Here is a 24,334-nt window from a genome sequence, read left to right on the forward strand (position 1 = left end):
AATCGATATTTTGACCGGGGTCTAATTGCTGGGCATGCTATCAGTATAACCTTACACAAATTGTGTATTAAGGGCGCAGGTGACAGTACAGTCACCTGCTAAAAGAGAGGCTGAGCTATAGCGGCAGTGATAAGCGGTTGCGGCCAGCATGTTTTGCTGCGTAACAAGCAATATCGGCCTGACGCATAGCTTGTGCTGCCGTTTCTGTTTGCCGATTCAATGATACCGCCCCAAGGCTTGCGGTAAAGGAATAGGATTGACCGTGCCAATGGAATTGAATTGAGGCAATGTCGGCGACGACTCTTTCCAGCACTTCTGTTGCGGGTTTATTCTGACAATTAAACAGTACGATAGCGAATTCATCACCGCCTAAACGTGCCACTATGTCATTTTCGCGTACAGCTTGCTGCATGGTTTGCGCTACCATTCGAAGCACCATATCCCCAGCCTCGTGACCAGCGCTGTCATTCACATCCTTAAAGTAATCTAAATCGACATAACAGAGGATATGCTGCTCATCCTGGCCCAACTGGCTGATAGCCTGATTGAGGCGTTCTTCCAATTTCCGTCGATTTATCAAACCGGTCAACATGTCATGATTGGCCTGGTATTGTAACTCTCGTTGCTCATGGCGCGCGCGTGTGACATCCTGGAAAACCACCACAGCCCCCGTAAGCAGATTGTCACGATCACGAATTGGTGAGGCGGAGCAACGAATTTCTTGGCGCTCTCCCTGGCTCGATAACAGCTGACTGCCTTCGGGCAATAAGGTCTGACGGCCTTCGGTCAGGCACTGATTAATGGCAACTAATTGGTTTTTATCCTGTAGCGGAGACCACAAAATAAAAACTTCTTCAATGGGCAAACCACAAGATTCATTCTGACTGCGGCCCGTCATTTCTTCAGCTTTAGGATTCATTAATACAATGCGACCTTCAGTATCAAGAGAGATAATTCCTTCTTGAATAGATGATAGCACCCGATGCAGTTGCTCCCGCTCTTCATAGCGTGCAATTTCACTAGCCCGCAGCGCGTCTTCCCGTTGTTTTCGCTCGCTCATATCGCGGATTATTTTGGCATAACCCAGCAGTTTGCCGCTGTTATCATGGATAACGGTAATAATGGCGATAGCCCAATAGCGGGTCATATCTTTACGCACCAGCCAGCCCTCACGTTCCACCCGACTGGCCGAAGCGGAGGTTTTCAGTAATTTCTCGGGTAGCCCGGCGGCGATATCTTCAGGCAGAAAGAATCAGCCAAAATGTTGGCCGATTATTTCATTGCTGGCATAGCCCATATTACGCTCTGCGCCGTGGTTCCAAGTATTGACGCGGCCCCAGGGATCCAACATTAAAATGGCATAATCTTCGACGGTATCGACCATCAGGCGAAAACGTTCTTCGCTGATGCGTAATGCTTCTTCGCGCTGGCGTCGTTCAGTCAGGTCACGGACAATTTTGGTAAACCCCAACAGCTTTCCGCTATCATCATGCATGGGGTTAATGGTCACACTGGCCCAGTAACGAATACCATTTTTGCGCACATGCCAGCCTTCGGTCTGGAAATTACCCTCGGCAATGGCTTTTGCCAGTGATTTCTCTGGCAGACCTGCGGAAATGTCTTCTGACGTGAACAGCACAGCAAAATGTTCGCCAATGATTTCGTCACTGGTATAACCTTCATTGCGCTCACCGCCTTTATTCCAGGTCAAAATGCGCCCGTGAGTGTCTATCATGTAGATAGCGTAATCTTCGACTTCACTTATTAGATGGCGAAACTGCTCTTCACTTTTGCGCAAAGCATTTTCCCGCTGCCATTTGTCGGTAAGATCACGGGTAACTTGCACAAAACCCTGCAAATTATGGTCTGAGTCATGCAATGCGCTAAGGGTGATATGGCCCCAGAAGCGTTTACCATTTTTGCGAACTCGCCAGCCCTGATTCTCATAGTGACCAAGTTGGTTGGCATGCAGCAGGCCTTTGGCTGGCAATTGGGTTGCTAAATCTTCAGGGGTGTAAAACAGCTCGAAAGATTGGCCAATGATTTCATCGGCGTTGTAGCCAGTATTGCGCTCAGCACCATTGTTCCAGGTAAGGATATGTCCTTGGGCATCAATGATATATATGGCGTAGTCATCTACGGCTTCAATTAATAGCCGAAAAATGTGATCATCAAATGATGCCGGATGCAAAGCCATTCCTGTGTTCCTTGAATTTTTATTCAGTAAACTGTGCGCTACGCAGAACTAAACCCAGATGGTTTAAATCTGTTATCGCGATAAATGTAATGTGCTAGTTTATCGCTAACACCGAAAATAAGGTAATAAGATTTTTATTATCAGTAATAAAGTGAAAGAATTCAAAAGCCTAATTATAGGATTAGTTATTGCAGTAATACCACTGTTTACAGGGCTTCTGGCGTGGTGAGATCAATATGGATAAGTAATAATAGTTCACCTTATTAATGATAAGGGTAAATGGGTAGGTGAAGGTGAAATGTATAAATAAATGACTTAAGTGGGGAGTGCGGAATTAATCTCGGGCTGTATAAATACATTTTTAGAATAATTTTACTTTAGTTTCTTTTGCATCTCCTCAGGCAATAACGTTACTGCCATCGATCATGTCTATTACATAACCCATCTAATTTATTCACGACACGAAAAATAATCCTCTGAAAGTGCAGAAATGCTTGCATCGGTAGATGTTATCCGGATAATTTCGAATCCTTATAATAAGCATTCTCATTTGTAATCATTTTGTGAAATTCAGGGGCATCAACACGATGAATAAAACTATTTCTTCTCGCGCACATCAGAAACGGCTGGCTCCGCGCCTGTTGTGCGTCATGATCGGTGCCGCATTAGGGACACTATCCGCTTCCTCATGGGCAGCGACGGCCACAGATAGCACCGCTGAAAACGCCAAAAAAACCAGCGCGACAGCGGCTACAGCTGAAGCTGAAGACAGCAAAAAAAATGACACCATCACCGTTGTCGGAACGCAAGATACTTTCCGTGCCGGTGGTAATGATTTAATTCCAACCTATTTAGATGGTCAGGTAGCGAATGGCGGTCGTATCGGCTTCCTCGGGCAGCAGGACGCGCGTAATGTGCCATTTAACGTCATTAGCTACACCTCCAAAATGATTGAAGACCAGCAAGCTAACTCGATTGCTGATGTCGTAAAAAATGATGCTTCCGTGCAAAACGTACGCGGTTACGGCAACCCGTCACAGAACTATCGTATTCGTGGTTACAACCTTGACGGCGACGATATCTCCTTTGGTGGCCTATTCGGTGTTTTACCGCGTCAGATCGTGTCAACCAGCATGGTTGAGCGAGTCGAGGTGTTCAAAGGTGCCAATGCTTTCATTAACGGTATTTCACCAAGTGGTAGCGGTGTGGGCGGGATGATTAATCTCGAGCCTAAACGTGCCGGTGATACTCCGTTAACTCGCGTTACGGTAGATTATGGTTCAGCTTCTCAAGTGGGTGGGGCGTTGGATGTCGGCCGTCGCTATGGTGATGACGATCAGTTCGGCGTGCGAGTGAATGTCCTGCACCGCGAAGGTGACTCAGCTATTCATGATCAGAAAGAGCGCACGACCGCAGTTTCTACCGGTTTAGATTACCGTGGCGATCGTGCCCGTACCTCATTAGATGTGGGCTACCAGAAGCAAACTATTCATCATATGCGCACTGATGTGGCGATTGGCGGTGCAACTGTCATTCCTGAACCGCCATCTTCAACCCTTAACTATGGGCAGTCGTGGGTTTATACCGATATGGAAACAACCTTCGGTATGCTGCGTAGTGAGTATGATGTCAGCCAGAACTGGACTATTTATGGCTCTGTCGGTGCCAGCCGTAATGAAGAAACCGGTCAATATGGTTCACCGACCTTGACCAGTGCGAATAATGGCGATGCCACTATTTCTCGTCTGTATGTGCCGTATGTCGCTGACTCTGTGGCGGGGCTGGGCGGTATTCGTGGTCATTTTGATACTGGCCCAATCACCCATAAAGTCAATCTGGGTTATGCCGCCAATTATCGCACGGCTAAATCAGCCTGGAATATGTCGAATCCAGTTGATACTAATATCTATAATCCAGGCGTGATTGGCTTCCCAGCAACAACAATGGGCAGTACCAGTCAGGATCCTCAACTGAATAGTCAGGTCCGTGCTTCTGGTCTCTCATTGTCTGATACCTTGTCAATAATGGACGATAAAGTGTCATTGATGCTGGGTGTTCGTCGGCAGGATGTCACTATTCGTAACTTCGACAGTGGGGTACCCAACAGTGCCGGCTCACTGGATGCGATGAAAGTGACACCTATTTACGGCATCATGGTGAAGCCGTGGGAGAAAGTCTCCCTGTATGCTAACCACATTGAAGCGTTGGGGCCGGGTAAGTCTGCACCTTATCAATTTAATGGCAAACCAGTGGTTAATGCTGGTCAAATTCCTGGCATTATTCATTCCAAACAGAATGAAGTTGGGGTGAAGTTTGATAACCAACGCTATGGTGGTACGTTGGCTCTGTTTGAAATCACTCGGCCAACGGGTATGGTTGACCCCGCGTCTAACGTCTATGGTTTCTATGGTGAACAGCGTAACCGCGGTATTGAACTGAATGTCTTCGGCGAGCCGGTATTTGGTACCCGTCTGTTAGCGAGCGCAACTTGGTTAGACCCTAAACTGACCAAAGCGGCTGACAGCGCCAATAATGGTAATGATGCCGTCGGTGTTGCCAACTATCAGTTAGTGTTTGGCGGTGAATATGATATTCCTGTTGTTGAAGGCCTAACCGCCACCGGTACGGTAGTGCGCTCTGGTTCCCAATATGCCAACGAAGCCAATACCTTGAAACTGAAACCTTGGACGCGTCTGGATCTGGGGGTGCGTTATACCATGCCAATGAAAGATACTAGCCTGACATGGCGTGCGAATATCGAGAACGTGACTAACGAACGTTACTGGGAATCAGTTGAAGATTCTGGCACTTACATCTATCAGGGCGATCCACGGGCGTTGAAGTTATCAGTCTCAATGGATTTCTAATACTGAATTGACCTTTGCTGATAGTTGATAGAATAAAAACCCCGCTATTCATCTCGAATGCGGGGTTTCTTTTTGCTCTTCTTACGCGCTTTATTTTACGGCGAGAATAAAAGCACTAACGATAGGGTTATCAGCTTAGGCGACGCGATAGATGTGCTCGTAAAGGATATTAAAACCGATACCTATCAACACAATACCCCCGATTATTTCAGCGCGTTTACCTAGCAGCGGGCCAATATAGCGGCCAATCAGCATCCCGAGTGTCGCCATAATCATGGTGGCTAACCCAATCGCCATTGCGGTATGAACAATGTTCACTTGCAGGAATGCTAAACCAACGCCAATTGCCATAGCATCCAGGCTGGTGGCAATGGCTGTCATCACCAGAACCCAAAAGCTGTGACTGCGCATTTTTTCGGTTTCTTCGACTTGCTGTTTTGCACCTTCAAAAATCATGCGGCAACCCAGAATGAACAGCAGGCTGAAAGCAATCCAGTGGTCCCATTCCAGAACATATTGGCTAGCGAATAGGCCAATGCACCAGCCAATTAGTGGAGTAATAGCTTCAATCACACCAAAGATAAGACCGGTGCGGATAGCTTCTCTAAAACGGGGTTTATGTAGGCTGGCACCTTTACCAATAGATGCAGCAAAGGCATCCATAGACATAGCAAAAGCAAGCACTAATGTTGCAGATAGATTCATAGAAATAGTCTCGGCCGGGCGGCTCCATATACACGTAACCCACCCCCAACCTAACGACGGAGCTACGTGTCTATGGTCTCGCCAACCTTACCTGGCTACTCGCACCACGTTCCAATAAATGAAACGAGTATGTTGATACGAGCGTCTCTATATATCGATATATCAATTCAATATAACGGATAGAAACCGGCTACTCCCCATGAACGGCGCAACCTTAACATATAAATTCCAGGAACGGCAACCCCAAAAATAATATGGTAAGTCAATGCTATTGATAATGATTTTCATTATCGGAATTTTTAATAAAAAATAGCCTATATAAGCATCAGCAATGGTGTGGAAATAAGTAGGGGAGAGATGAGAGAAGGTGTTGGAAAATTAATCAATTAACTGAACAATCAATAGATTCATTTCCCTGAATTTTACTTTATGATTGATTTTCAACGAAAAAATTATAAATCTTTTCTAAGTCATCTAATTGTCGAACCTGAATAAGTAATCTGCGCTGCTCTAAATCAATCACCAATATTCCATCTTCAGATAAATTCATACTTTTTATTCGCCGATATTCAATAAAAGCATTAGCGTAGAAGAAACCTGTATTTTTAAACAACAATTTCGGCCAGCGAATATAAGAGAGATAAAACGCAATTAATGCTAAACCCACTAATAAATAAGTGGTTAAGGGTTCGCCATTTGCCATGACATTATTGTAAATAAGAATAGCAATCAGCCCGACAAAAATAGCACAGTCGATTTTGCTTTTACGTTTAAGTTGAATTTGCAGCCGGGTTTTACCTTTCATCATGTTCATGATGAATTCATCATAGATGGCATAAGCCAGTAACAGGGCAATAAAAACAATTAAGACAATATCAGTAACCGACATGCACTTACTCCTAAATAAAAAACCGGGAGTAATCCCCCGGTTTCAGACTACTGATAAATCAAATGAAGGGGGAATCGTGCCGTTGGGGTCGTAGTCACGTTAGCGACCGGAGTGCCCCTAGGTGCGGTAAACTCTTCACTCTCTGTGCTATCAGCAGCTTTGCCCTTAACCAAAACCGGGAGTAACCCCCCGGTTTTGGCCAAATCTAACCAGAAAATTACGGTGCCAGGAAGCCAATCCAGTAGCCGAAGATACCAATGGCGAAGAAGCCCATTATAATCCACAGCGCGTTAACTTTACGGCGTAACAGCCACATACAGCCGAAGGTTAACAGCAACGGCACCAAGCCAGGCATCAACTGATCCAGAATGGTTTGCACTGTGGTGACCGTAGTCTCACCCGCCGGATTGGTTATTTTGGACACTACAACCGGTATATTGACGTGCGTCCATTTGTTAACCAAGGCCCCCATAACAAACAGGCCGAGGATAGACGCCCCTTCCGTCAGTTTTTGCAGCAGGCCACCGTCCATATCGCTGACAATATTGACGCCTTTTGAATAACCGTAAGCAACACCATAATAACGGGTCAGCAAACGAACCAGGTTAAACAGAACAAAGAACAGCAACGGGCCGAGCAAACTACCGCTCATCGCGATACCGGCACCAAGAGCAGCCAATACCGGGCGCACAGTACCCCAGAAGATGGGGTCACCGACACCGGCCAGTGGCCCCATCAGACCGACTTTAATCCCGTTGATTGCTGCATCGTCAATCTCAGCACCGTTGGCTTTCTGCTCTTCCATCGCCAGCGTGACACCCAAAATCGGGGCAGCAACGAAGGGTTGGGTATTGAAGAATTCCAAATGGCGTTTGATTGCTTGCTTACGCTCTTCCGAGTTCTCCGGATACAGGCGACGAATTGCCGGTACCATAGAGAAGCAGAAACCCAGCGCCTGCATACGTTCGAAGTTCCACGACCCTTGGAAGAGGTTTGAGCGGATAAACACACCGCGAATATCGGCGGGCGTGAGTTTCTTTTCACCAGTAGTTGTTTTATCAACAGTCGTTGTATCAACCATTTCTCTCACCTTTTCCTAGTCTAATTCGTTATCAAGATCGTTATTTGACGGGCCAGACTGTACAACTTGGGACTTGTTGTATTTCGGACTGAGCTGGATATACAGCAGGGCCATAACCACGCCAATAACACCCAAGGCCACCAGGTTGAAGTTGGTGAATGCGGCAGTGACGAAACCTAAATAGAAGAATGGCATCAGGTAGCCAGCACGCATCATGTTGATAACCATGGCGTAACCGACTACGACGATCATACCACCGGCGATATTCAAGCCACTGGTAACCACATCAGGAATCGAACTGAGCAGCATCTGAACTTCAGATGTCCCAACAGACAGGGCAACGATCAGGGCAGGGATAGCAATACGCATCGCCTGCAAGAACAAGGCAGAAATGTGGATCCAGGTTATCGCTCGTAGGCTGCCACGTTCGGCTGCACCATCTGCGGCATGCTGGAAGGCCACGGTAATTGTACGGACGATAATGGTTAACACCTGACCGGCTGCTGCCAACGGAATTGCCAGAGCGATACCAGCGCCAATGTCTTGACCACCAGCAATAACCAGAATGGTCGAAATAATTGACGCCAGCGCGGCATCAGGCGCTACAGCAGCCCCGATGTTCATCCAGCCAAGCGCGATCATTTCTAAGGTACCACCGATAATAATACCGGTTTTCATATCACCTAAAACCAGACCTACCAGAGTACAGGCGACGAGGGGACGGTGAAATTGGAACTCATCCAGAATGGAACCCATCCCGGCGATACAGGCAACTATGAAAATCAGCACAATCTGAAGAGTTGTGATCTCCATTGTACTTCTCCTATGACCAAAAAAGCTGAGTAAAAATAACCAAGTTCCAAAACAGAACAGGGCATAACCTTGCTACGTAGTTTTTAGTAAAGCTATTTATCAAGTTTGCTAATTAAGTCCATCATTTTGAGCCGGCTATCCGAAGACACTTTTCGGACTTCCAGTTCAATACCGCGAGCATTTAATTTTTTAAAGGCTTCAACATCTTTTTCATCAACGGAGACGGCGTTATTCACCTGGGTTTTACCCTGACGGAAGGCCATCCCACCGATATTGACTGACTTAATATCTACGCCCCCCTCAACCATACGCACCACGTCGGTTGGGTTGGTAAATAACAACATAACTCGGTCTTTGGCATATTTCGGGTTGTTGTAAACACGGATAGCTTTCTCAACATCAACTACGTGTGCGGTGACACCCGGAGGAGCAACCTGTTTGAGCAAGGTGCTACGCATTTTGTCAGCAGCGACTTCGTCACTGACCACAATAATGCGACTTACGTTAGTTTCTTTGGTCCAGCGAGTCGCGACCTGACCATGAATCAGACGGTCATCAATACGCGCCAGCCCGATCTTCATATGATCATTCGGGCCTAAAGCGACGGCAGGAGCTGCAGCCGCAGCCGCTTTACGTACAGCAGCAGGTTTTGTCTCGGACTCGGCTTGAGATGTTTTAAGAGCCTTAACACCCGCACGACCTGTTTCCAATGCGATACCAACCAATTCGGCAAATGATGGATTATCATCACGGGCCATAAAGGTTTCCACCAACATTGGAATGTTAACGCCAGCGATGACTTCGTAATTTTCTTTGTCAGAAACAATTCGGCTAGCAGCGTTAAACGGGCTACCACCCCAGGTATCAACCAAGAAGATCACTCCCTCTCTGGTCTCCAACCCTTCCAGTTTAGCTGTGTACTTCTCAACTAGCGTGTCGGCATTCTCACCTGGGACGAAATCGATATAGGCGACATTTTCTTGTTCGCCTATGAGCATTTCGGTAGTTTTTAGCAGTTGTTCTGCTGCAACCCCATGTGTGCCAATGATAATAGCTATACTCACTCGCTACCCCCTCAGTTAACTCAGAATTGAGTTCTCGCACGTAACATAAAACCAGTAATTCTCCATCACATTTCGGTACATATTGAATCTATTATGATAGTCACAATGTCAGCGTACTGCTGATGATTTATTCGTAATGCCAATGAATCGATTCAGGTACATATCGCAATGTGCTGGATGTGATTTATTTTAGTCAGTGAAAAAATAAATTATGTGACGCTGCTCATTTATTGGGACATGTTATAAATGATTTTGCTTAATTGGATAATAAACGGGCACTTATATGAGTAATATTGATGAGTTTAACGCTAACATATTCATTAGAATATGATTCTCGGGTTTAAAATTTGCGCGATTTGTATGTAAATTGACTGATAACTCACTTTGGGCAGGAAACAAATTTTAGTCATGAAAATAAGCATGCTGTTTATTGAGGCGTGTAATTTGATGAGATCGCGCTTTATCGCCAGTAGAGTAATAAATCTGACTATGCTGATAAAAAAATTCCTGATAAAGTTAGCGGCTATATTAATTGTCAGGAGTTAAGGGCCTCAGCTCTCCCTATGGACTGTCACCGAAGTTACTGTTTCTCTAGTGTTAATACCTCACCAGTGGGTTTACATCTGGTTATCCAATCACGCACAGTTGCTGCGTATAATTTCACCCGATCTTTCTGCGTATCTATACTGACAACCGTACTGCGGCGTTTTGCTGTGTCGGTTGCAGGTCGCACATCATCTGAATCGTGTTCCTATTATCGGAGTCTGACATGGAATTTCTAATGGACCCCTCAATCTGGGCAGGGTTATTGACGTTGGTGGTACTGGAAATTGTTCTGGGTATCGATAACCTGGTATTCATCGCCATTCTGGCCGATAAATTGCCGCCAAAACAAAGGGATAAAGCTCGTATTATCGGCTTGTCTCTCGCATTGATTATGCGTTTGGGGCTGCTGTCGGTGATTTCCTGGATGGTCACGCTGACCACACCGCTATTTAGTGTTGGTAGCTTTAGCTTCTCCGGGCGAGATCTGATTTTGCTGGTGGGGGGGCTGTTCCTACTGTTTAAAGCTACCACCGAGTTACATGAACGGCTTGAGGGAAACCAGCACGATGACAGTGCGAGCAAAGGTTATGCCAGCTTCTGGGCCGTTGTTGCACAGATAGTGGTGTTGGATGCCGTGTTCTCTCTCGATGCGGTGATTACTGCCGTGGGGATGGTCAATGATTTGGCCATCATGATGACCGCGGTCGTGATTGCTATGGGCGTGATGCTGTTGGCATCAAAAACATTGACGCGGTTTGTTAACGCACATCCAACTGTGGTGGTGCTGTGTCTGAGCTTCTTGCTGATGATTGGCTTGAGCTTAATTGCTGAAGGTTTTGGTTTCCATATTCCGAAAGGCTACCTGTATGCCGCTATCGGATTCTCTATCCTGATAGAGCTGTTTAACCAGATTGCGCGTCGTAACTTTATTAAGCATGAGTCTCGCTTGCCGCGACGCCAGCGCACAGCCGAAGCTATCATCCGCCTTATGGGGGGGCGTCAGCAGCAGGAGCCACAAAACGGTGACCCGCAGTTGGCCATGCCAGCAGAGGCTTTTGCGGAAGAAGAGCGCTATATGATAAGTGGTGTGCTGACATTGGCATCCCGTTCATTGCGTAGCGTGATGACACCACGCACGGAAATCTCTTGGGTAGATTGCCATCGCTCACAGGAAGAGATCCGTGAGCAACTGTTAGATACGCCACACAGCTTGTTCCCGGTTTGTCGTGACTCATTGGATCAGATAATCGGTGTGGTTCGCGCCAAAGATCTGTTAGTGGCGATTGAACGAGGAGATTCTATTTGTGAGTTTGCTGCGGCGACACCACCCATAGTCGTGCCTGATACCATGGACGTGATTAATCTGTTGGGTGTCTTGCGTAAAGCGAAAGGCCGCTTAGTAGTAGTTAATGACGAATTTGGTGTGGTGCAAGGGTTGGTGACACCGCTGGACGTGCTGGAAGCTATCGCTGGGGAGTTCCCTGATGAAGATGAAACGCCAGATATTATTGCCGATGGTGATAGTTGGTTGGTGAAAGGGGGGGCAGATTTGCATTCTCTGGAGCAGGCGCTGGATTGTCAGGAGTTGGTCAGCCCGACGGCAGACTATGCTTCATTAGCGGGTATGCTACTTTCACATTCAGGTCATATGCCAACCGCGGGTGATGTGATTGAACTGCATAACTTACGCTTCGAGATTATGGATGTGTCAGATTACCGTATTGAGTTAGTGCGTATCACCAAGCTGAATGATGAGTTAGAAGAGTAAGAATTGGGTGGCGAAAGCTTAATCAAGGGGAGCACGCCGTTGGGGGTGAAAGCGATGTAAGCCGCCGGAACATCCGTAGGCGTGGTCAACCTTGATTCACTATATTTGAATGTAGCATTCGGCATCATAAAAAAGGGGAGCTTCGGCTCCCCTTGATGATCATATCTCTTTCAATGCAATAAATTAATTACATTGCACCTTAATGGCCAGGCCACCACGAGATGTTTCGCGGTATTTAGCATTCATGTCTTTGCCGGTTTCAAACATGGTTTCGATAACTTTATCGAGTGAAACACGCGGCTCACTGGTGCGGCGCATTGCCATGCGAGCAGAGTTAATCGCTTTTACTGAGGCAATCGCATTACGTTCAATGCATGGCACTTGCACCTGACCTGCAACCGGGTCACAGGTTAGGCCCAGGTTGTGCTCCATACCAATTTCAGCAGCGATACAGACTTGAACCGGGCTGGCACCCAGTAATTCAGCCAGACCTGCGGCGGCCATTGAGCATGCCACACCCACTTCACCCTGACAGCCCACTTCAGCGCCAGAAATAGAAGCATTCATCTTATACAGAATCCCGACAGCCCCTGATGACAGGAAGTAGCGGATAAAGATTTCAGGGGTAACCGGCTCGATAAAGTGGTCGTAATAAGCCAGAACCGCGGGCACGATGCCACAAGCACCGTTCGTCGGCGCCGTCACCACGCGACCACCTGCGGCATTCTCTTCATTAACCGCCAGTGCGAACATATTGACCCAGTCAATGACATTCATTGGATCGCTGGACAGTTTATCCGATGAAACCAACAGACGGCGCAATGCTGAGGCACGACGCGGTACCCGCAGTGGGCCTGGCAACACGCCTTCAGTGTTCAGACCACGATCAATACAGGCCCGCATTGTCTGCCAAATTGCCGTAAAGTAGGATTCAATCTCTTCTTTACTGTGCATCGCCAGCTCATTTTGCATCACCATACCGGAGATAGACATGCCGGTTTGCTCGCAGTTAGCCAAGATTTCTTCAGCTGAATGGAAAGGATAAGGGACGCTAACGGCGTTCACCGCAGCTTTGCCGAAATGCTCTTCATCCACGATAAAACCGCCACCAATGGAATAATAGGTTTTGCTAAGTACTTTCTCATCACCGGCAAAGGCGTGGATCTGCATACCATTCTCGTGCAATGGCAGGTTATCACTACGGAAAACCATCCCACCTTCGCGGGGGAAATCCACTTCGTGCAAGCCATTGGCCAACATCAGTTTTTGGCGTAATTCTACATCACGAATAAAAGCGGGAATGCTGTCGATATCCACGGTATCCGGCATATTGCCAGCCAATCCCATGATAATAGCGATATCGGTGTGGTGACCTTTCCCGGTCAGTGACAGTGAGCCGTAAACATCCACGGCTACCCGCGTGACTGATGGCATTAACCCTTGAGTTACCAGTAAATCAGCAAACTCTTTGCCGGCTTTCATTGGTCCAACCGTGTGAGAACTGGATGGGCCAATGCCAATTTTGAACATATCAAAAACACTAATCACGCTAAAACTCCTTAACAAAGCTTTTTGTTATTCTCGGTGCATATGAATGCGCCAAAGAATATTTGTATTAAGTATAAGAACTCTGTTGATAGCCGCAGGTTACTTCGTATTGAGTATTGCTATCACAGAGCCTGTTAATTCGGGTCCTACTGGTGTTGGCGGTATTAATTTGATACCGCAACAATGACATAACGCTATCAATTTATGATTATCACTACCGGATTTTAACCTTACATTTTTAGTGGTTTATAGTGATGAAAGATATTTTACAGGTATTTCATAACGCTGACAGAGCAATTTACAGTTTTTTTTAAAATGCTTGTGCGGGGAAAATAGAGTAAAAATCGATGTGGTGGGGTGATAGAGATCGCTTTATGCTGTAATTCTGCTTTTTTAGCCTAAGGCTGTGAGGCTGGTCACTCATTCCCATGTTTACCATACGCCTTTAGCGTCAAATATTGACCTGCTGTGCCAGACGGCGAATGATGGCTGCCGTCAAACCCCAGATGAATTGGCTTTCATACCATGAGAGATAGATCCGGTGATTGACTCCCCCACGATGAATATCCAGCCAATAGTAGCGCGACAGTCTGAGTGCTTCGTACAACGGGATTTCAAACAGCCCTGCGACCTCTTCTTCATTACCATGAAAGGTAATATTGTCAGGAACCAGACCGACAATCGGGGTGACCTGAAAACCACTGGAGCTGTCCAGTGGAGCCAGTTGCCCTAATACATGTACAGAGGAGGCCGGAATAGCCACTTCTTCCTCGGCTTCCCGCAAAGCCGTTTCAATCAGCGAGCTATCTTGTGGATCAGCTTTACCGCCGGGGAAGGCGACCTGACCGGCATGTTTCCGTAAATGGTCTGAGCGCCGGGTTAGCAGCAATGTAGGTTCAGGCCGACAAACAATAGGAATTAATACCGCGGCATGGTGGCTATTGGCAGAGAAACTGCCAGGTTGCGGCTGTTGTAGCTGGAATCGGCTGATAAATTCAGACAAAGTTTGCCCTGATTGACTCACAAATTGGTCGCTCACAAAATCGCTCACTTATTCATCACTTTCCAGTAAAGGCAGTATTCGGGCAATTTTATCAAATATTTCCTGATATTCAGCCTGTTCCTGGCTGTCGGCCACAATGCCACCGCCAGCTGAGCAATATATTTTGCCGTTTTCAGTCAGCAGTGTACGGATGGTGATGTTGGTGTCCATTGTGCCACAGCAACTAATATAGCCAATGCTGCCACAATAGGCATTACGGCGCTGGGGTTCCAGTTGCTCAATGATTTCCATAGCCCTAATCTTCGGCGCGCCGGTTATCGAACCACCGGGGAAGCAGGCCCGCAATAGTGCTGTAGGCGACGATTCGGTGGGCAGAGTCGCAGTAATGGTACTCACCAAGTGATGTACCGCAGGGAAAGGCTCGACGACAAACAACTCAGGCACGCGCACGGTTCCCGCTTGCGCCACCCGGCCAATATCATTGCGTAGCAAATCAACAATCATCAGGTTTTCAGCGCGATCTTTCTCAGAGTTGGTTAACCGCTGTGCTTGCAACTTATCCTGTTCAGGGTCATCCAGTCGCGGCAAGGTGCCTTTGATAGGGCGAGTTTGAATGCGACGATTTTCCAGCCATAAAAAGCGTTCTGGTGACACACTCAGAATGGTGTTTTGTGGTAAACGAATAAAGGCCGAAAAGGGCGCTCTATTGCTGCGGCTCAATGACAGGAAAGCCTCCCATTCGTCACCTTGATATTCTGCGCTGAATCTCTGGGTTAAATTAATTTGATAACAGTCGCCGCTGTGCAAATATTCCTGAATTTGACGGAATTTTTCGCCATATTGCGCACGCGACATGTTAGCTTGCCACTGGCGGGTTAATTTAAATGGCAGAGTGACTTCAGCACATTTTTGTTGCTGTAACCAACGTAGGCGCTGCTCTGGATCGCCGTGACACACCAGCGTCAGTTTTTGCAAATGATGATCGGCAATTAATGCCCAGTCATACAGTCCGACAGCCATATCAGGCAAGGTGATATCTTGCTCGGCCAGCACCGGTAATACTTCAACCCGCCGCCCTAAATCATACCCAAATAGCCCTAATGCTCCGCCCAAAAACGGCAGGTCAGGGTGGGGTGATATCGGGCGGAGAAATTGGTCCAACTGTTGCTGTAATAAAGAAAAAGGGTCTTCACAGGAGAATTCCTGGCCTTGTGCACTGATTATCTCTGTTTGCTGGCCCCGCGTGGTGAGGGTAACTTGCGGATCGGCGACCAGAATATCAAAGCGGTTATGGGTATGTTCAGCAAATCCGGAATGCAACAACATGGCCCAGGCCTGATGAGCCAGCGGGGCAAAGTGTTGAATCAGGGTATCCGGCTGATAAGGCAAGGTTTTGAAGGTCAGGGATTTCACGCTCATGAGTCACTATTCTTTTCTTTCTGGTAGCCATATTAGGGAACGCAATGGTATTTTCGCTTTCGCCATCCGCGGAGGGGAAGATTAGCATAAATTACCCTATGTTTGTGGCCGCTGATCAGCGGCACTCAATTCACCTCAGGCAACAATAAACAGGTATACTGAATCAATTATATGTAGGAGATGAATCAATGTTAGCGGGTATGCCTTCACTTTCTCATGAGGAACAGCAAGAAGCTGTCGAACGTATTCACCAATTCATGTCGGAAGGGATGAGTAGTGGCGAGGCGATCGCCTTAGTAGCCGCAGAGATCCGTGAGCGGCACCAAAATGATCCACAAGCCATGGCTATCTTTGAAGATACTGACTTTGATGAACATGATGAGTCTGATTATCGTCGCGATAATGAACAGGATGCTGACGAAATAGAAGACCCGTACGAGGGGTAAACCCCAGCGTTTAACTGTTCTATTCTCTGAAACCCACTTAAATGGCGGATGAGGTTAATAACAAAGTGCTCGTATCGGTGAAAACAGGTAGATCGTAAAGACGCCGTACTTCTTTTGTTAAAACAAGCATCCTTGGCGCGGACGCTTTACTTTTCTACCCGTCTTCACCTTGTAAGATCGAGTTATCGAGGTTTGTTAGCTGTCTGACCCGCCGAAATGGCGGGTTATTCAAATATGATGGATGACTTTACTGTCATAACGACTTAGCGGTCATAACGACTTGCCTGTCACGACGACCGCGCCTGCTGCACGTTTTGCCACTTCAATCGCGGTGTCAATATCATCCGCTACCGCCAGCGCCACGCCCAACCGCCGTTTACCGGCAATATCAGGCTTACCAAATAAACGAATTTGCGTGTCACCGACCAGGGCAGTTTCCAACCCATGGTAAGCAATATTGTGGCTGGTCAATTCAGGCAAAATAACTGCCGATGCCGCCGCGCCATACTGACGAATAGTGCCGATAGGCAAGCCCAAAAATGCCCGCACATGTAAGGCAAACTCAGACATATTTTGCGAAATCAATGTCACCATGCCGGTATCATGTGGGCGCGGCGAAACTTCGCTGAAAATAACCTCATCACCACAGACAAACAATTCCACGCCAAATAACCCATAGCCACCTAGCGCTTTGACAACCTGTGAGGCAATCTCTTTCGCCCGTACCACTGCAACATCACTCATCGTCTGCGGCTGCCAGGATTCACGGTAGTCGCCATCTTCCTGGCGGTGACCAATAGGGGCACAGAAGTGGATGCCATCAACAGCACTGATGGTCAGCAAAGTGATTTCAAAATCAAAATACACTAATCCTTCGACAATCACTTTACCGCCACCGGCACGGCCACCTTGCTGTGCGTAATCCCATGCAGCCTGAAGTTGCTGTTCACTGCGAATCAAACTCTGACCCTTACCTGAAGAGCTCATTACCGGTTTGACAATGCACGGATAGCCAATTTCGCTGACCGCCTGACGAAATGTACTCTCGGTATCCGCAAAACGGTAGCTGGAGGTCGGCAATTGCAGTGTTTCTGCGGCCAGTCGGCGAATACCTTCACGGTTCATGGTCAAGCGAGTGGCTTCAGCGCAGGGCACAACTTTCTGGCCCATATTTTCTAATTCAACCAGCATATCGGTGGCTATAGCTTCAATTTCTGGCACGATATAATGCGGTTTTTCCTGCTCGACCAACTGTTTGAGTGCCGCGCCATCCAGCATGTTAATCACATGGCTACGATGAGCAACATGCATCGCGGGCGCATCGGCATAGCGATCAACTGCAATCACTTCCAGCCCCAGTCTCTGGCATTCAATCGCCACTTCTTTGCCCAGCTCACCGGAGCCAAGCAACATAACACGGGTGGCGTTCGGACGCAGGGCGGTTCCAATAGTCAGCATAGTTAGGTACCTATATCAATGTATAAGTGACAATGTCACTTATTGCTTGGTGAATTTTACGGGCATAAGTATACGGTAAAATAGTGACGAAAACGATTGCGTGTAAGCGATGAGGTAGAGTGTTAGGTCATTTTTCCGGTATCGATGCAGTATAGTTCCGGCAATCGCCCTATCTCTGGTATTATCGCGGCAAAATCTTGCGCTCGCCTTCAGGCCATCGCTGCCATTCCATCCAGTTATAAGAGTTACTGCCGTGAGCACAACTTCCTTTTCTTCCCTGACTCTGCCTGCTGAGCAGTTGTCCAATCTTAATGAACTTGGCTATACCGAGATGACACCGGCACAGGCCGCAGCATTACCGGCCATCCTCAATGGGCAGGATGTTCGGGCAAAAGCCAAAACCGGCAGCGGTAAAACTGCGGCATTCGGCATTGGTTTGCTGGACAAAATTGCCGTCGGTGAGTTTGTAACTCAGGCCTTGGTGCTGTGTCCAACTCGCGAATTAGCTGATCAGGTCAGCAAAGAGTTACGCCGATTAGCGCGCTTTACTCAGAACATTAAAATCCTAACTCTGTGTGGCGGACAGCCAATGGGCCATCAGTTGGATTCTCTGGTGCATGCCCCGCATATCGTCGTCGGCACACCTGGGCGTATTCAGGAGCATTTGCGCAAGAAAACGCTGGTACTGGATGACCTCAAAATTCTGGTGCTGGACGAAGCCGATCGCATGTTGGATATGGGTTTTACCGATGCCATTGATGATGTGATTGCCTATACCCCGCCACAACGTCAGACGTTGCTATTTTCTGCCACTTATCCGGCCGGTATTGAACAAATCAGTGCGCGGGTTCAGCGACAACCCGTGAATGTTGAAGTTGATGATGGCGATGAAGTACCGACTATCGAGCAGGTATTTTTCGAAACCACTCGTGAAAAACGTTTGCCGTTGTTGATCTCGGTGCTTAGTCACTATCAGCCCGCCTCTTGCGTGGTGTTTTGTAATACCAAAAAAGATTGCCAGAGCGTCTACGAAGCCTTGGAGTCCCGTGGTATCAGTGTGTTGGCATTACACGGCGACTTAGAACAACGTGACCGTGACCAAGTGTTGGTACGCTTTGCCAACCGCAGTTGTCGAGTACTGGTTGCAACGGATGTTGCCGCACGAGGTCTGGATATCAAAGACTTGGAACTGGTAGTCAATTTCGAATTGGCGTTTGATCCAGAAGTGCATGTGCACCGCATCGGCCGTACTGGTCGGGCAGGGATGAGTGGTCTTGCCGTGAGTCTGTGCACGCCACAAGAAATGACGCGTGCTCATGCCATCGAAGATTATCTACAAATGAAATTGAAATGGACGCCAGCCGAGCAGGTAAGCCGCAGTGCCAACACCATGTTGGAACCTGAAATGGTCACGTTATGCATTGATGGTGGCCGTAAAGCTAAAATTCGCCCTGGCGACATTTTGGGTGCGTTAACCGGTGAAGCCGGTCTGACTGCTGCGGACGTCGGTAAAATCGATATGTTCCCCGTCCATGCTTATGTTGCTATTCGCAAGGCCAGTGCTAAACGCGCGCTACAGCAGTTACAGCAAGGCAAAATCAAAGGCAAAAACTGTAAAGCTCGTTTATTAAAATAATCGCAGTGGAGAGCGATGGTGGTTGCATCGCTCAAATAAATCACACTACACTGTGTTTATGTACAGTAATCTGTAAGTAAAAAGGACGCGTATCAATGGCCGTTGAAATAAAATTCGTCGTGGTAAGACAGGGTGAGGAAAAAATGACTTTCACAACCAAAAAAGAAGCCGATGCCTACGATAAAATGCTGGATTTGGCTGACACTCTGTCTGAGTGGTTGTCGCAGTCACCTTTAACACTTGAAGAAGAGCAACGCGAGGCTTTGAGTTTCTTCCTTGCAGAGAACAAAGACGCATTAGGGCAAATTCTACGTGGCGGCAATCCTGCGGCCTCCGCCGAGGGGCAGCCAAAAGCGAAAGTTGAAAAAATCGCTGCAGAGAAAAAATCCAAATCTGAAGAAAATCAAGCAGCTTAATCTGCCTGATTTCGGCAGAAAGTGAAAAAAGGATCTAAAATGAATCGTGAAATCACCTTCTTCCGCCGGTTTGAGGCGGATATTCTGGCTGATCGTAAAACGATCACCATCCGGGATAGCAGTGAATCCGATTTTCGCCCAGGGGAAGTCCTGCGCGTATGTCGTAATGAAGACGGTGTGTTTTTCTGCAATATATTGGTTAAGTCGGTCACGCCAATCACTTTGGATTCGCTGACAGAACGCCATGCTGAGCAAGAAAATATGTTGTTGGATGAACTGAAAAAAGTGATTAAGGATATCTATCCGGGGCTGGAGCAGTTTTACGTGATTGAATTTACTCGGTGTTAATTAAAGAGTGTTAATGCTTTGATTACGTAGCGCTATCCACTCTGTAAGCGCCTTTTCAGTCATTGTTCCAGCCATAGGATAGAAATAATAATATCTGGAGGAATGATGAGAAAGACAGGACTCGCCTTGATAGTGGTTAGCGGATTGCTTGGTGTCATCAGTCATGTACAGGCTCAGGAACCGCGGGTAGCAAAAGTCCCTGCTTGTACCGGGTTAGACCGATCACAAGTTGCCACACAAGTTAAACGGGATTTCCTACAAAACCGAATAACGCGTTGGGAAGCGGATAAAAAAACGTTAGGAACTGATAGTCCGGTGGTTTGGATTAGCACGGTAGACATTACTGGCAAAGATGATATTTGGCAGATACCACTGACCGCTCGGGGCAAGAAAGGGGATAAAACCTACCAAGTAGTGCTCGACTGCAAGGCAGGCACTATCACCTATACCCTGCCAACGTGACCCAGCAACTCTGGAATTAATAATCACGCCCAACAGGTGCTGGTAATAACATATCCTGCACCTGCCTATCATTCTGTTTCCCCTTGAATAAGCTCTCTTCAACTCAATAATAAGCCTATGCCGCTGCTTGGCATCGCCATGTAATCGTGTCACTCTCGCGGTAACGAACACAGATGGATACTTCAACTAATGACCACACCTCCAAAGGCAGATAAACGCCCTTATCCGATGACGATGCACGGTGATATCCGTACAGATGATTATTATTGGCTACGTGATGATGAGCGTACTGACGCTGATGTTCTGAACTATTTGCAAGCTGAGAATGAGTTCACTGAGGCAGTATTAAAGCCGCAGCAACCGCTACGTGAAACCTTGTATCAGGAAATGGTTTCCCGTATTCCGCCACAAGAAGAGTCCGTCCCCTACACCCGTAATGGCTACCGCTATCAAACGCGTTTCGAACCAGGTAATGAATATGCTATTTACGTGCGTCAGCCGGTTTGGGCTGATAGCAGCTGGGAAACATTATTGGATGGCAACCAACGTGCTACTGACAGCGAGTTTTACACTTTGGGGGGGCTGGATGTCAGTCCGGATAATCAACTACTGGCTGTCGCTGAGGACTTTTTATCACGTCGTCAATATGATATCCGCGTAAAGCATTTACAAAGCGACTCCTGGCAGGAGGAAGTGATCAGCAATACTTCGGGCAGCTTTGAGTGGGCGAATGATTCGAAAACACTGTATTACGTGCGTAAGCATGAAAAGACGCTACTACCTTATCAGGTCTATCGCCATGTGGTGGGAACAGATCCGGCAACAGATCTACTGATTTATCAAGAGACTGACGATACGTTCTATGTTGGTTTGGAAAAAACCACGTCTGAGCGCTTTATTGTTATCCATCTTAGTAGCACCACAACCTCTGAAATTTTACTGTTGGATGCCGATCAGCATCAGCCGCTGCCGCAAATGTTCGCACCACGCCGCAAAGACCATGAATACGGATTGGATCACTATAAACAGCATTTTTACATTCGTTCGAATAAAGACGGCAAAAACTTCGGCCTATATAAAGTCGCTGAAGCCGGGAAAGCAACAGCTGATTTCGCTGATGAATCTCAGTGGATATCATTAATTGCGCCAAGAACAGAGGTTATGTTAGAGGGATTCAGCCTATTCCGCGATTGGCTGGTGGTAGAAGAGCGTAGTGAAGGGTTGACGCATTTGCGCCAAATTCACTGGGCCACACGCGAAGAAAAATCAATTACTTTTGATGACCCTACCTATGTGACCTGGCTGGCGTATAACCCAGAGCCGGAAACTGAACTGTTGCGCTACGGTTATTCTTCCATGACCACGCCAAGCTCAATGTATGAGTTGAATATGGATACCGGTGCTCGTCAGTTGCTCAAGCAACAGGAAGTCAAAAATTTCACGCCAGAAAAATACCGTAGTGAGCGGATTTGGGTCACTGCATCGGATGGTGCCAAAGTGCCTGTTTCATTGGTTTATCACCGAGACTACTTTACCCACGGGGGTAATCCGTTGCTGGTCTATGGCTATGGCTCTTATGGCAGCAGTATGGATCCCGCATTCAGTGGCAGTCGTTTAAGTCTGCTAGACCGTGGCTTTGTCTTCGCCTTGGCCCATATTCGTGGTGGTGGTGAGTTGGGGCAGCAATGGTATGAAGATGGTAAGTTGCTTAATAAATTCAACACATTCAATGATTTTATTGATGTAACCAAAACATTAGTTGCCAAGGGCTATGGTGATACGAAACGTGTTTTCGCCATGGGCGGCAGCGCGGGTGGCTTGCTGGTGGGGGCGGTAATTAATCAGGCTCCTGAATTATACAAAGGTGTTGTGGCGCAGGTGCCATTTGTTGATGTCGTCACCACCATGTTGGATGAGTCTATTCCCCTGACGACCGGTGAGTATGATGAGTGGGGTAATCCAAACGATAAGGTTTATTACGATTACATCAAGCAATATAGCCCCTACGATCAGGTTAAAGCTCAGGATTACCCACACATGCTGGTAACCACTGGGTTGCACGACTCCCAGGTTCAATATTGGGAACCGGCAAAATGGGTCGCGAAATTGCGGGAAATGAAAACTGATGACCATCAGTTATTGCTTTATACCGATATGGATTCGGGGCATGGAGGTAAATCTGGTCGTTTCAAAGCTTATGAAGATATTGCTTTGGAATATGCCTTCATTCTCTCTCTGGCTTGATTAATACAGGCTTACTCGGTCAGATAATGTGTCAGGGTATGGCGCATATCAGATGTAAGGTCGGTAATTGAGGCCAGCATCCAACGCAGATAGTCCGGATCTTGTCGGGCTATCTGTTCAATACTTTTTCCACGATACTTGCCGAACTTAAATGTTGATAACAACTGTGGTTGCTGCGTGATTTCCGCCATTTGCTCAGCGCTCCACCCAGAGTCACGTATGATACGTTGCAACAGTGCTGCAGTGACATAGCAATCATACAAAGCTCGATGTGGATAAAGATTATCTGGCACTGAAACATTGAGCTGTAAAGCGTAACGTAGATATTGATTACTGTGCTTAATATCTGGATAAAGCATGCGGGCCAGTTTTAGCGTACAAATCCATTGACCGTCCATCTCTGGTAATACACCACGGTCAAAGGGGGCGTTATGGGCGACATAGTAAGGGCTGCCTTGATACTTTCTCACAGCAACAGCAATACGTGGTTTACCTTCCACCATTTCTTCCGTGATATGGTGAATCACCATGGCATCGAAACTGATTGGCCGGTCTGGGCTAACCAAGTCACTCATTGGGTTACTCAATGCGCCATCTACCACATCGATGGACGCGATTTCGACAATGCCTCCGTCTAAGCCACAAGTCTCTGTATCGATGACACGAAAATACATTCTTATTCTCCTTACGACGCCTTAAATCTTAGCAACAAAAAACCCGCCTGGCGTGGCGGGTTGACTGACGAGACGAAAAGTCCGTTATTCTGCGCTAGTAGAAGATGACTTTTTAGCGCGTTTCTCAGCTTTTTTCTCAGCTGGCGTTTTTAGTGGCTTTTTCTTCGCGTTCTTTTTGCTGTCCATTCCCTTACTCATGGCTTGCCTCTCTTTACCTTTGGTTAGGTTGGTATGCCCACCCATTAACCACCTAATCAGGGTGAGTTGCAAGGGAAGAAAATGCAGAACTGGTTAGATTATTGTTTAATATGCAAATTATTAAATACTCATAGCCCTTATTACTGCTTAATGGCTGTGACGTAGCCCCCCAAAATCAATTAACTTATGGTGCATTTATCATCTGTTGATGGAATTAATGGACTGATTGGCGTAAATGTCATGCTTTCTCGTTGACCCTGAGGGCCGTATAGGCTTTGATAACTTTAGTGTCTTAACAAACATGGAAAAATAATGGAACAATTACGTGGACTTTATCCAGCGTATGAACCTTACGATAGTGGTTTTCTAGACACGGGAGATGGCCACCAGATTTACTGGGAACTCTGTGGTAATCCTGAGGGTAAACCCGCGGTATTTATTCATGGCGGCCCTGGTGGTGGGATCGCGCCTTATCATCGACAACTTTTCAACCCAAAGAAATACTGAAGTGGCACACTAAATTTGGCCACCTGAATAGAGGTGATATCATCG

The 24,334-nt window shown here is 47.1% G+C and carries 19 protein-coding genes and 2 pseudogenes; 9 read left to right on the forward strand and 12 right to left on the reverse strand.

Features of this window, described 5'->3' with window-relative positions:
- Positions 1-115: 115 nt before the first annotated feature.
- Positions 116-2,197, reverse strand: a pseudogene (locus tag ACF3VQ_RS08690) (PAS domain S-box protein).
- A 587-nt stretch (positions 2,198-2,784) separates the two neighbouring features.
- On the opposite strand from ACF3VQ_RS08690, the gene ACF3VQ_RS08695 reads away from it, so the two are divergent.
- Positions 2,785-5,064 (forward strand): TonB-dependent receptor, encoded by a 2,280-nt coding sequence (locus ACF3VQ_RS08695; protein ID WP_392434766.1) that lies wholly within the window; start codon positions 2,785-2,787, stop codon positions 5,062-5,064.
- Between the two features lie 135 nt (positions 5,065-5,199).
- On the opposite strand, the gene mntP is transcribed toward ACF3VQ_RS08695, so the two are convergent.
- The 5 genes from mntP to manX form a co-directional block, all read right to left on the reverse strand.
- Positions 5,200-5,769 (reverse strand): manganese efflux pump MntP, encoded by a 570-nt coding sequence (gene mntP, locus ACF3VQ_RS08700; protein WP_392434768.1) that lies wholly within the window; start codon positions 5,767-5,769, stop codon positions 5,200-5,202.
- 427 nt (positions 5,770-6,196) lie between these two features.
- Entirely contained in the window at positions 6,197-6,658 is a 462-nt protein-coding gene (locus tag ACF3VQ_RS08705) for a DUF986 family protein (RefSeq protein ID WP_392434770.1), read from the reverse strand.
- 217 nt (positions 6,659-6,875) lie between these two features.
- The gene (locus ACF3VQ_RS08710) at positions 6,876-7,739 is read right to left on the reverse strand and encodes a PTS mannose transporter subunit IID (protein WP_005163650.1); all 864 of its coding nucleotides are present in this window, start codon (positions 7,737-7,739) and stop codon (positions 6,876-6,878) included.
- 15 nt (positions 7,740-7,754) lie between these two features.
- Positions 7,755-8,552 (reverse strand): PTS mannose/fructose/sorbose transporter subunit IIC, encoded by a 798-nt coding sequence (locus ACF3VQ_RS08715; RefSeq protein WP_004701713.1) that lies wholly within the window; start codon positions 8,550-8,552, stop codon positions 7,755-7,757.
- Positions 8,553-8,644: 92 nt separating this feature from the next.
- Positions 8,645-9,616 (reverse strand): PTS mannose transporter subunit IIAB, encoded by a 972-nt coding sequence (gene manX, locus ACF3VQ_RS08720; protein ID WP_392434773.1) that lies wholly within the window; start codon positions 9,614-9,616, stop codon positions 8,645-8,647.
- Between the two features lie 769 nt (positions 9,617-10,385).
- Between manX and ACF3VQ_RS08725 the strand changes: the two genes are divergently transcribed.
- Positions 10,386-11,930: a TerC family protein gene (locus ACF3VQ_RS08725; RefSeq protein WP_392434775.1), complete on the forward strand. Its 1,545-nt coding sequence runs from the start codon at positions 10,386-10,388 to the stop codon at positions 11,928-11,930.
- Between the two features lie 183 nt (positions 11,931-12,113).
- Here ACF3VQ_RS08725 and ACF3VQ_RS08730 read toward each other — a convergent pair whose 3' ends face one another.
- The 3 genes from ACF3VQ_RS08730 to pabB form a co-directional block, all read right to left on the reverse strand.
- Positions 12,114-13,478 (reverse strand): L-serine ammonia-lyase, encoded by a 1,365-nt coding sequence (locus ACF3VQ_RS08730; RefSeq protein ID WP_005170488.1) that lies wholly within the window; start codon positions 13,476-13,478, stop codon positions 12,114-12,116.
- Between the two features lie 451 nt (positions 13,479-13,929).
- Positions 13,930-14,529: a CoA pyrophosphatase gene (locus ACF3VQ_RS08735; RefSeq protein ID WP_392434777.1), complete on the reverse strand. Its 600-nt coding sequence runs from the start codon at positions 14,527-14,529 to the stop codon at positions 13,930-13,932.
- Positions 14,530-15,900: an aminodeoxychorismate synthase component 1 gene (gene pabB / locus ACF3VQ_RS08740; RefSeq protein WP_392434779.1), complete on the reverse strand. Its 1,371-nt coding sequence runs from the start codon at positions 15,898-15,900 to the stop codon at positions 14,530-14,532.
- A gap of 188 nt (positions 15,901-16,088) precedes the next feature.
- On the opposite strand from pabB, the gene ACF3VQ_RS08745 reads away from it, so the two are divergent.
- Positions 16,089-16,346: a YoaH family protein gene (locus tag ACF3VQ_RS08745; RefSeq protein WP_005163637.1), complete on the forward strand. Its 258-nt coding sequence runs from the start codon at positions 16,089-16,091 to the stop codon at positions 16,344-16,346.
- 270 nt (positions 16,347-16,616) lie between these two features.
- On the opposite strand, the gene purT is transcribed toward ACF3VQ_RS08745, so the two are convergent.
- Positions 16,617-17,804 (reverse strand): formate-dependent phosphoribosylglycinamide formyltransferase, encoded by a 1,188-nt coding sequence (purT, locus tag ACF3VQ_RS08750; RefSeq protein ID WP_392434781.1) that lies wholly within the window; start codon positions 17,802-17,804, stop codon positions 16,617-16,619.
- Positions 17,805-18,057: 253 nt separating this feature from the next.
- On the opposite strand from purT, the gene dbpA reads away from it, so the two are divergent.
- The 5 genes from dbpA to ACF3VQ_RS08775 all read left to right on the forward strand — a co-directional run bounded on the left by dbpA (position 18,058) and on the right by ACF3VQ_RS08775 (position 22,910).
- Entirely contained in the window at positions 18,058-19,440 is a 1,383-nt protein-coding gene (gene dbpA / locus ACF3VQ_RS08755; RefSeq protein ID WP_392434783.1) for an ATP-dependent RNA helicase DbpA, read from the forward strand.
- Between the two features lie 95 nt (positions 19,441-19,535).
- Positions 19,536-19,856, forward strand: a complete 321-nt coding sequence (locus ACF3VQ_RS08760; RefSeq protein ID WP_392434784.1) for a YebG family protein — start codon at positions 19,536-19,538, stop codon at positions 19,854-19,856.
- A 39-nt stretch (positions 19,857-19,895) separates the two neighbouring features.
- The gene (gene yqfB, locus ACF3VQ_RS08765) at positions 19,896-20,204 is read left to right on the forward strand and encodes a N(4)-acetylcytidine aminohydrolase (protein WP_392434786.1); all 309 of its coding nucleotides are present in this window, start codon (positions 19,896-19,898) and stop codon (positions 20,202-20,204) included.
- Between the two features lie 105 nt (positions 20,205-20,309).
- Positions 20,310-20,666, forward strand: coding sequence for a protein YebF (gene yebF / locus ACF3VQ_RS08770; protein WP_392435499.1), 357 nt, complete (start codon positions 20,310-20,312; stop codon positions 20,664-20,666).
- 189 nt (positions 20,667-20,855) lie between these two features.
- Positions 20,856-22,910, forward strand: coding sequence for a S9 family peptidase (locus ACF3VQ_RS08775; protein WP_392434788.1), 2,055 nt, complete (start codon positions 20,856-20,858; stop codon positions 22,908-22,910).
- An 11-nt stretch (positions 22,911-22,921) separates the two neighbouring features.
- On the opposite strand, the gene exoX is transcribed toward ACF3VQ_RS08775, so the two are convergent.
- Positions 22,922-23,584 carry an exodeoxyribonuclease X gene (gene exoX / locus ACF3VQ_RS08780; protein WP_392434790.1) on the reverse strand — a complete coding sequence of 221 codons (663 nt, stop codon included), beginning with the start codon at positions 23,582-23,584 and terminating at the stop codon, positions 22,922-22,924.
- 84 nt (positions 23,585-23,668) lie between these two features.
- The gene (locus tag ACF3VQ_RS08785; protein WP_392435780.1) at positions 23,669-23,827 is read right to left on the reverse strand and encodes a hypothetical protein; all 159 of its coding nucleotides are present in this window, start codon (positions 23,825-23,827) and stop codon (positions 23,669-23,671) included.
- Positions 23,828-24,094: 267 nt separating this feature from the next.
- Here ACF3VQ_RS08785 and ACF3VQ_RS08790 point away from each other — a divergent pair.
- A pseudogene (locus ACF3VQ_RS08790) lies at positions 24,095-24,286 on the forward strand (prolyl aminopeptidase); the annotation flags it as partial.
- Between the last annotated feature and the right edge of the window lie 48 nt (positions 24,287-24,334).

The sequence above is a fragment of the Yersinia fenwicki genome (assembly GCF_043099325.1).
In the GTDB taxonomy this organism is placed as follows: domain Bacteria; phylum Pseudomonadota; class Gammaproteobacteria; order Enterobacterales; family Enterobacteriaceae; genus Yersinia.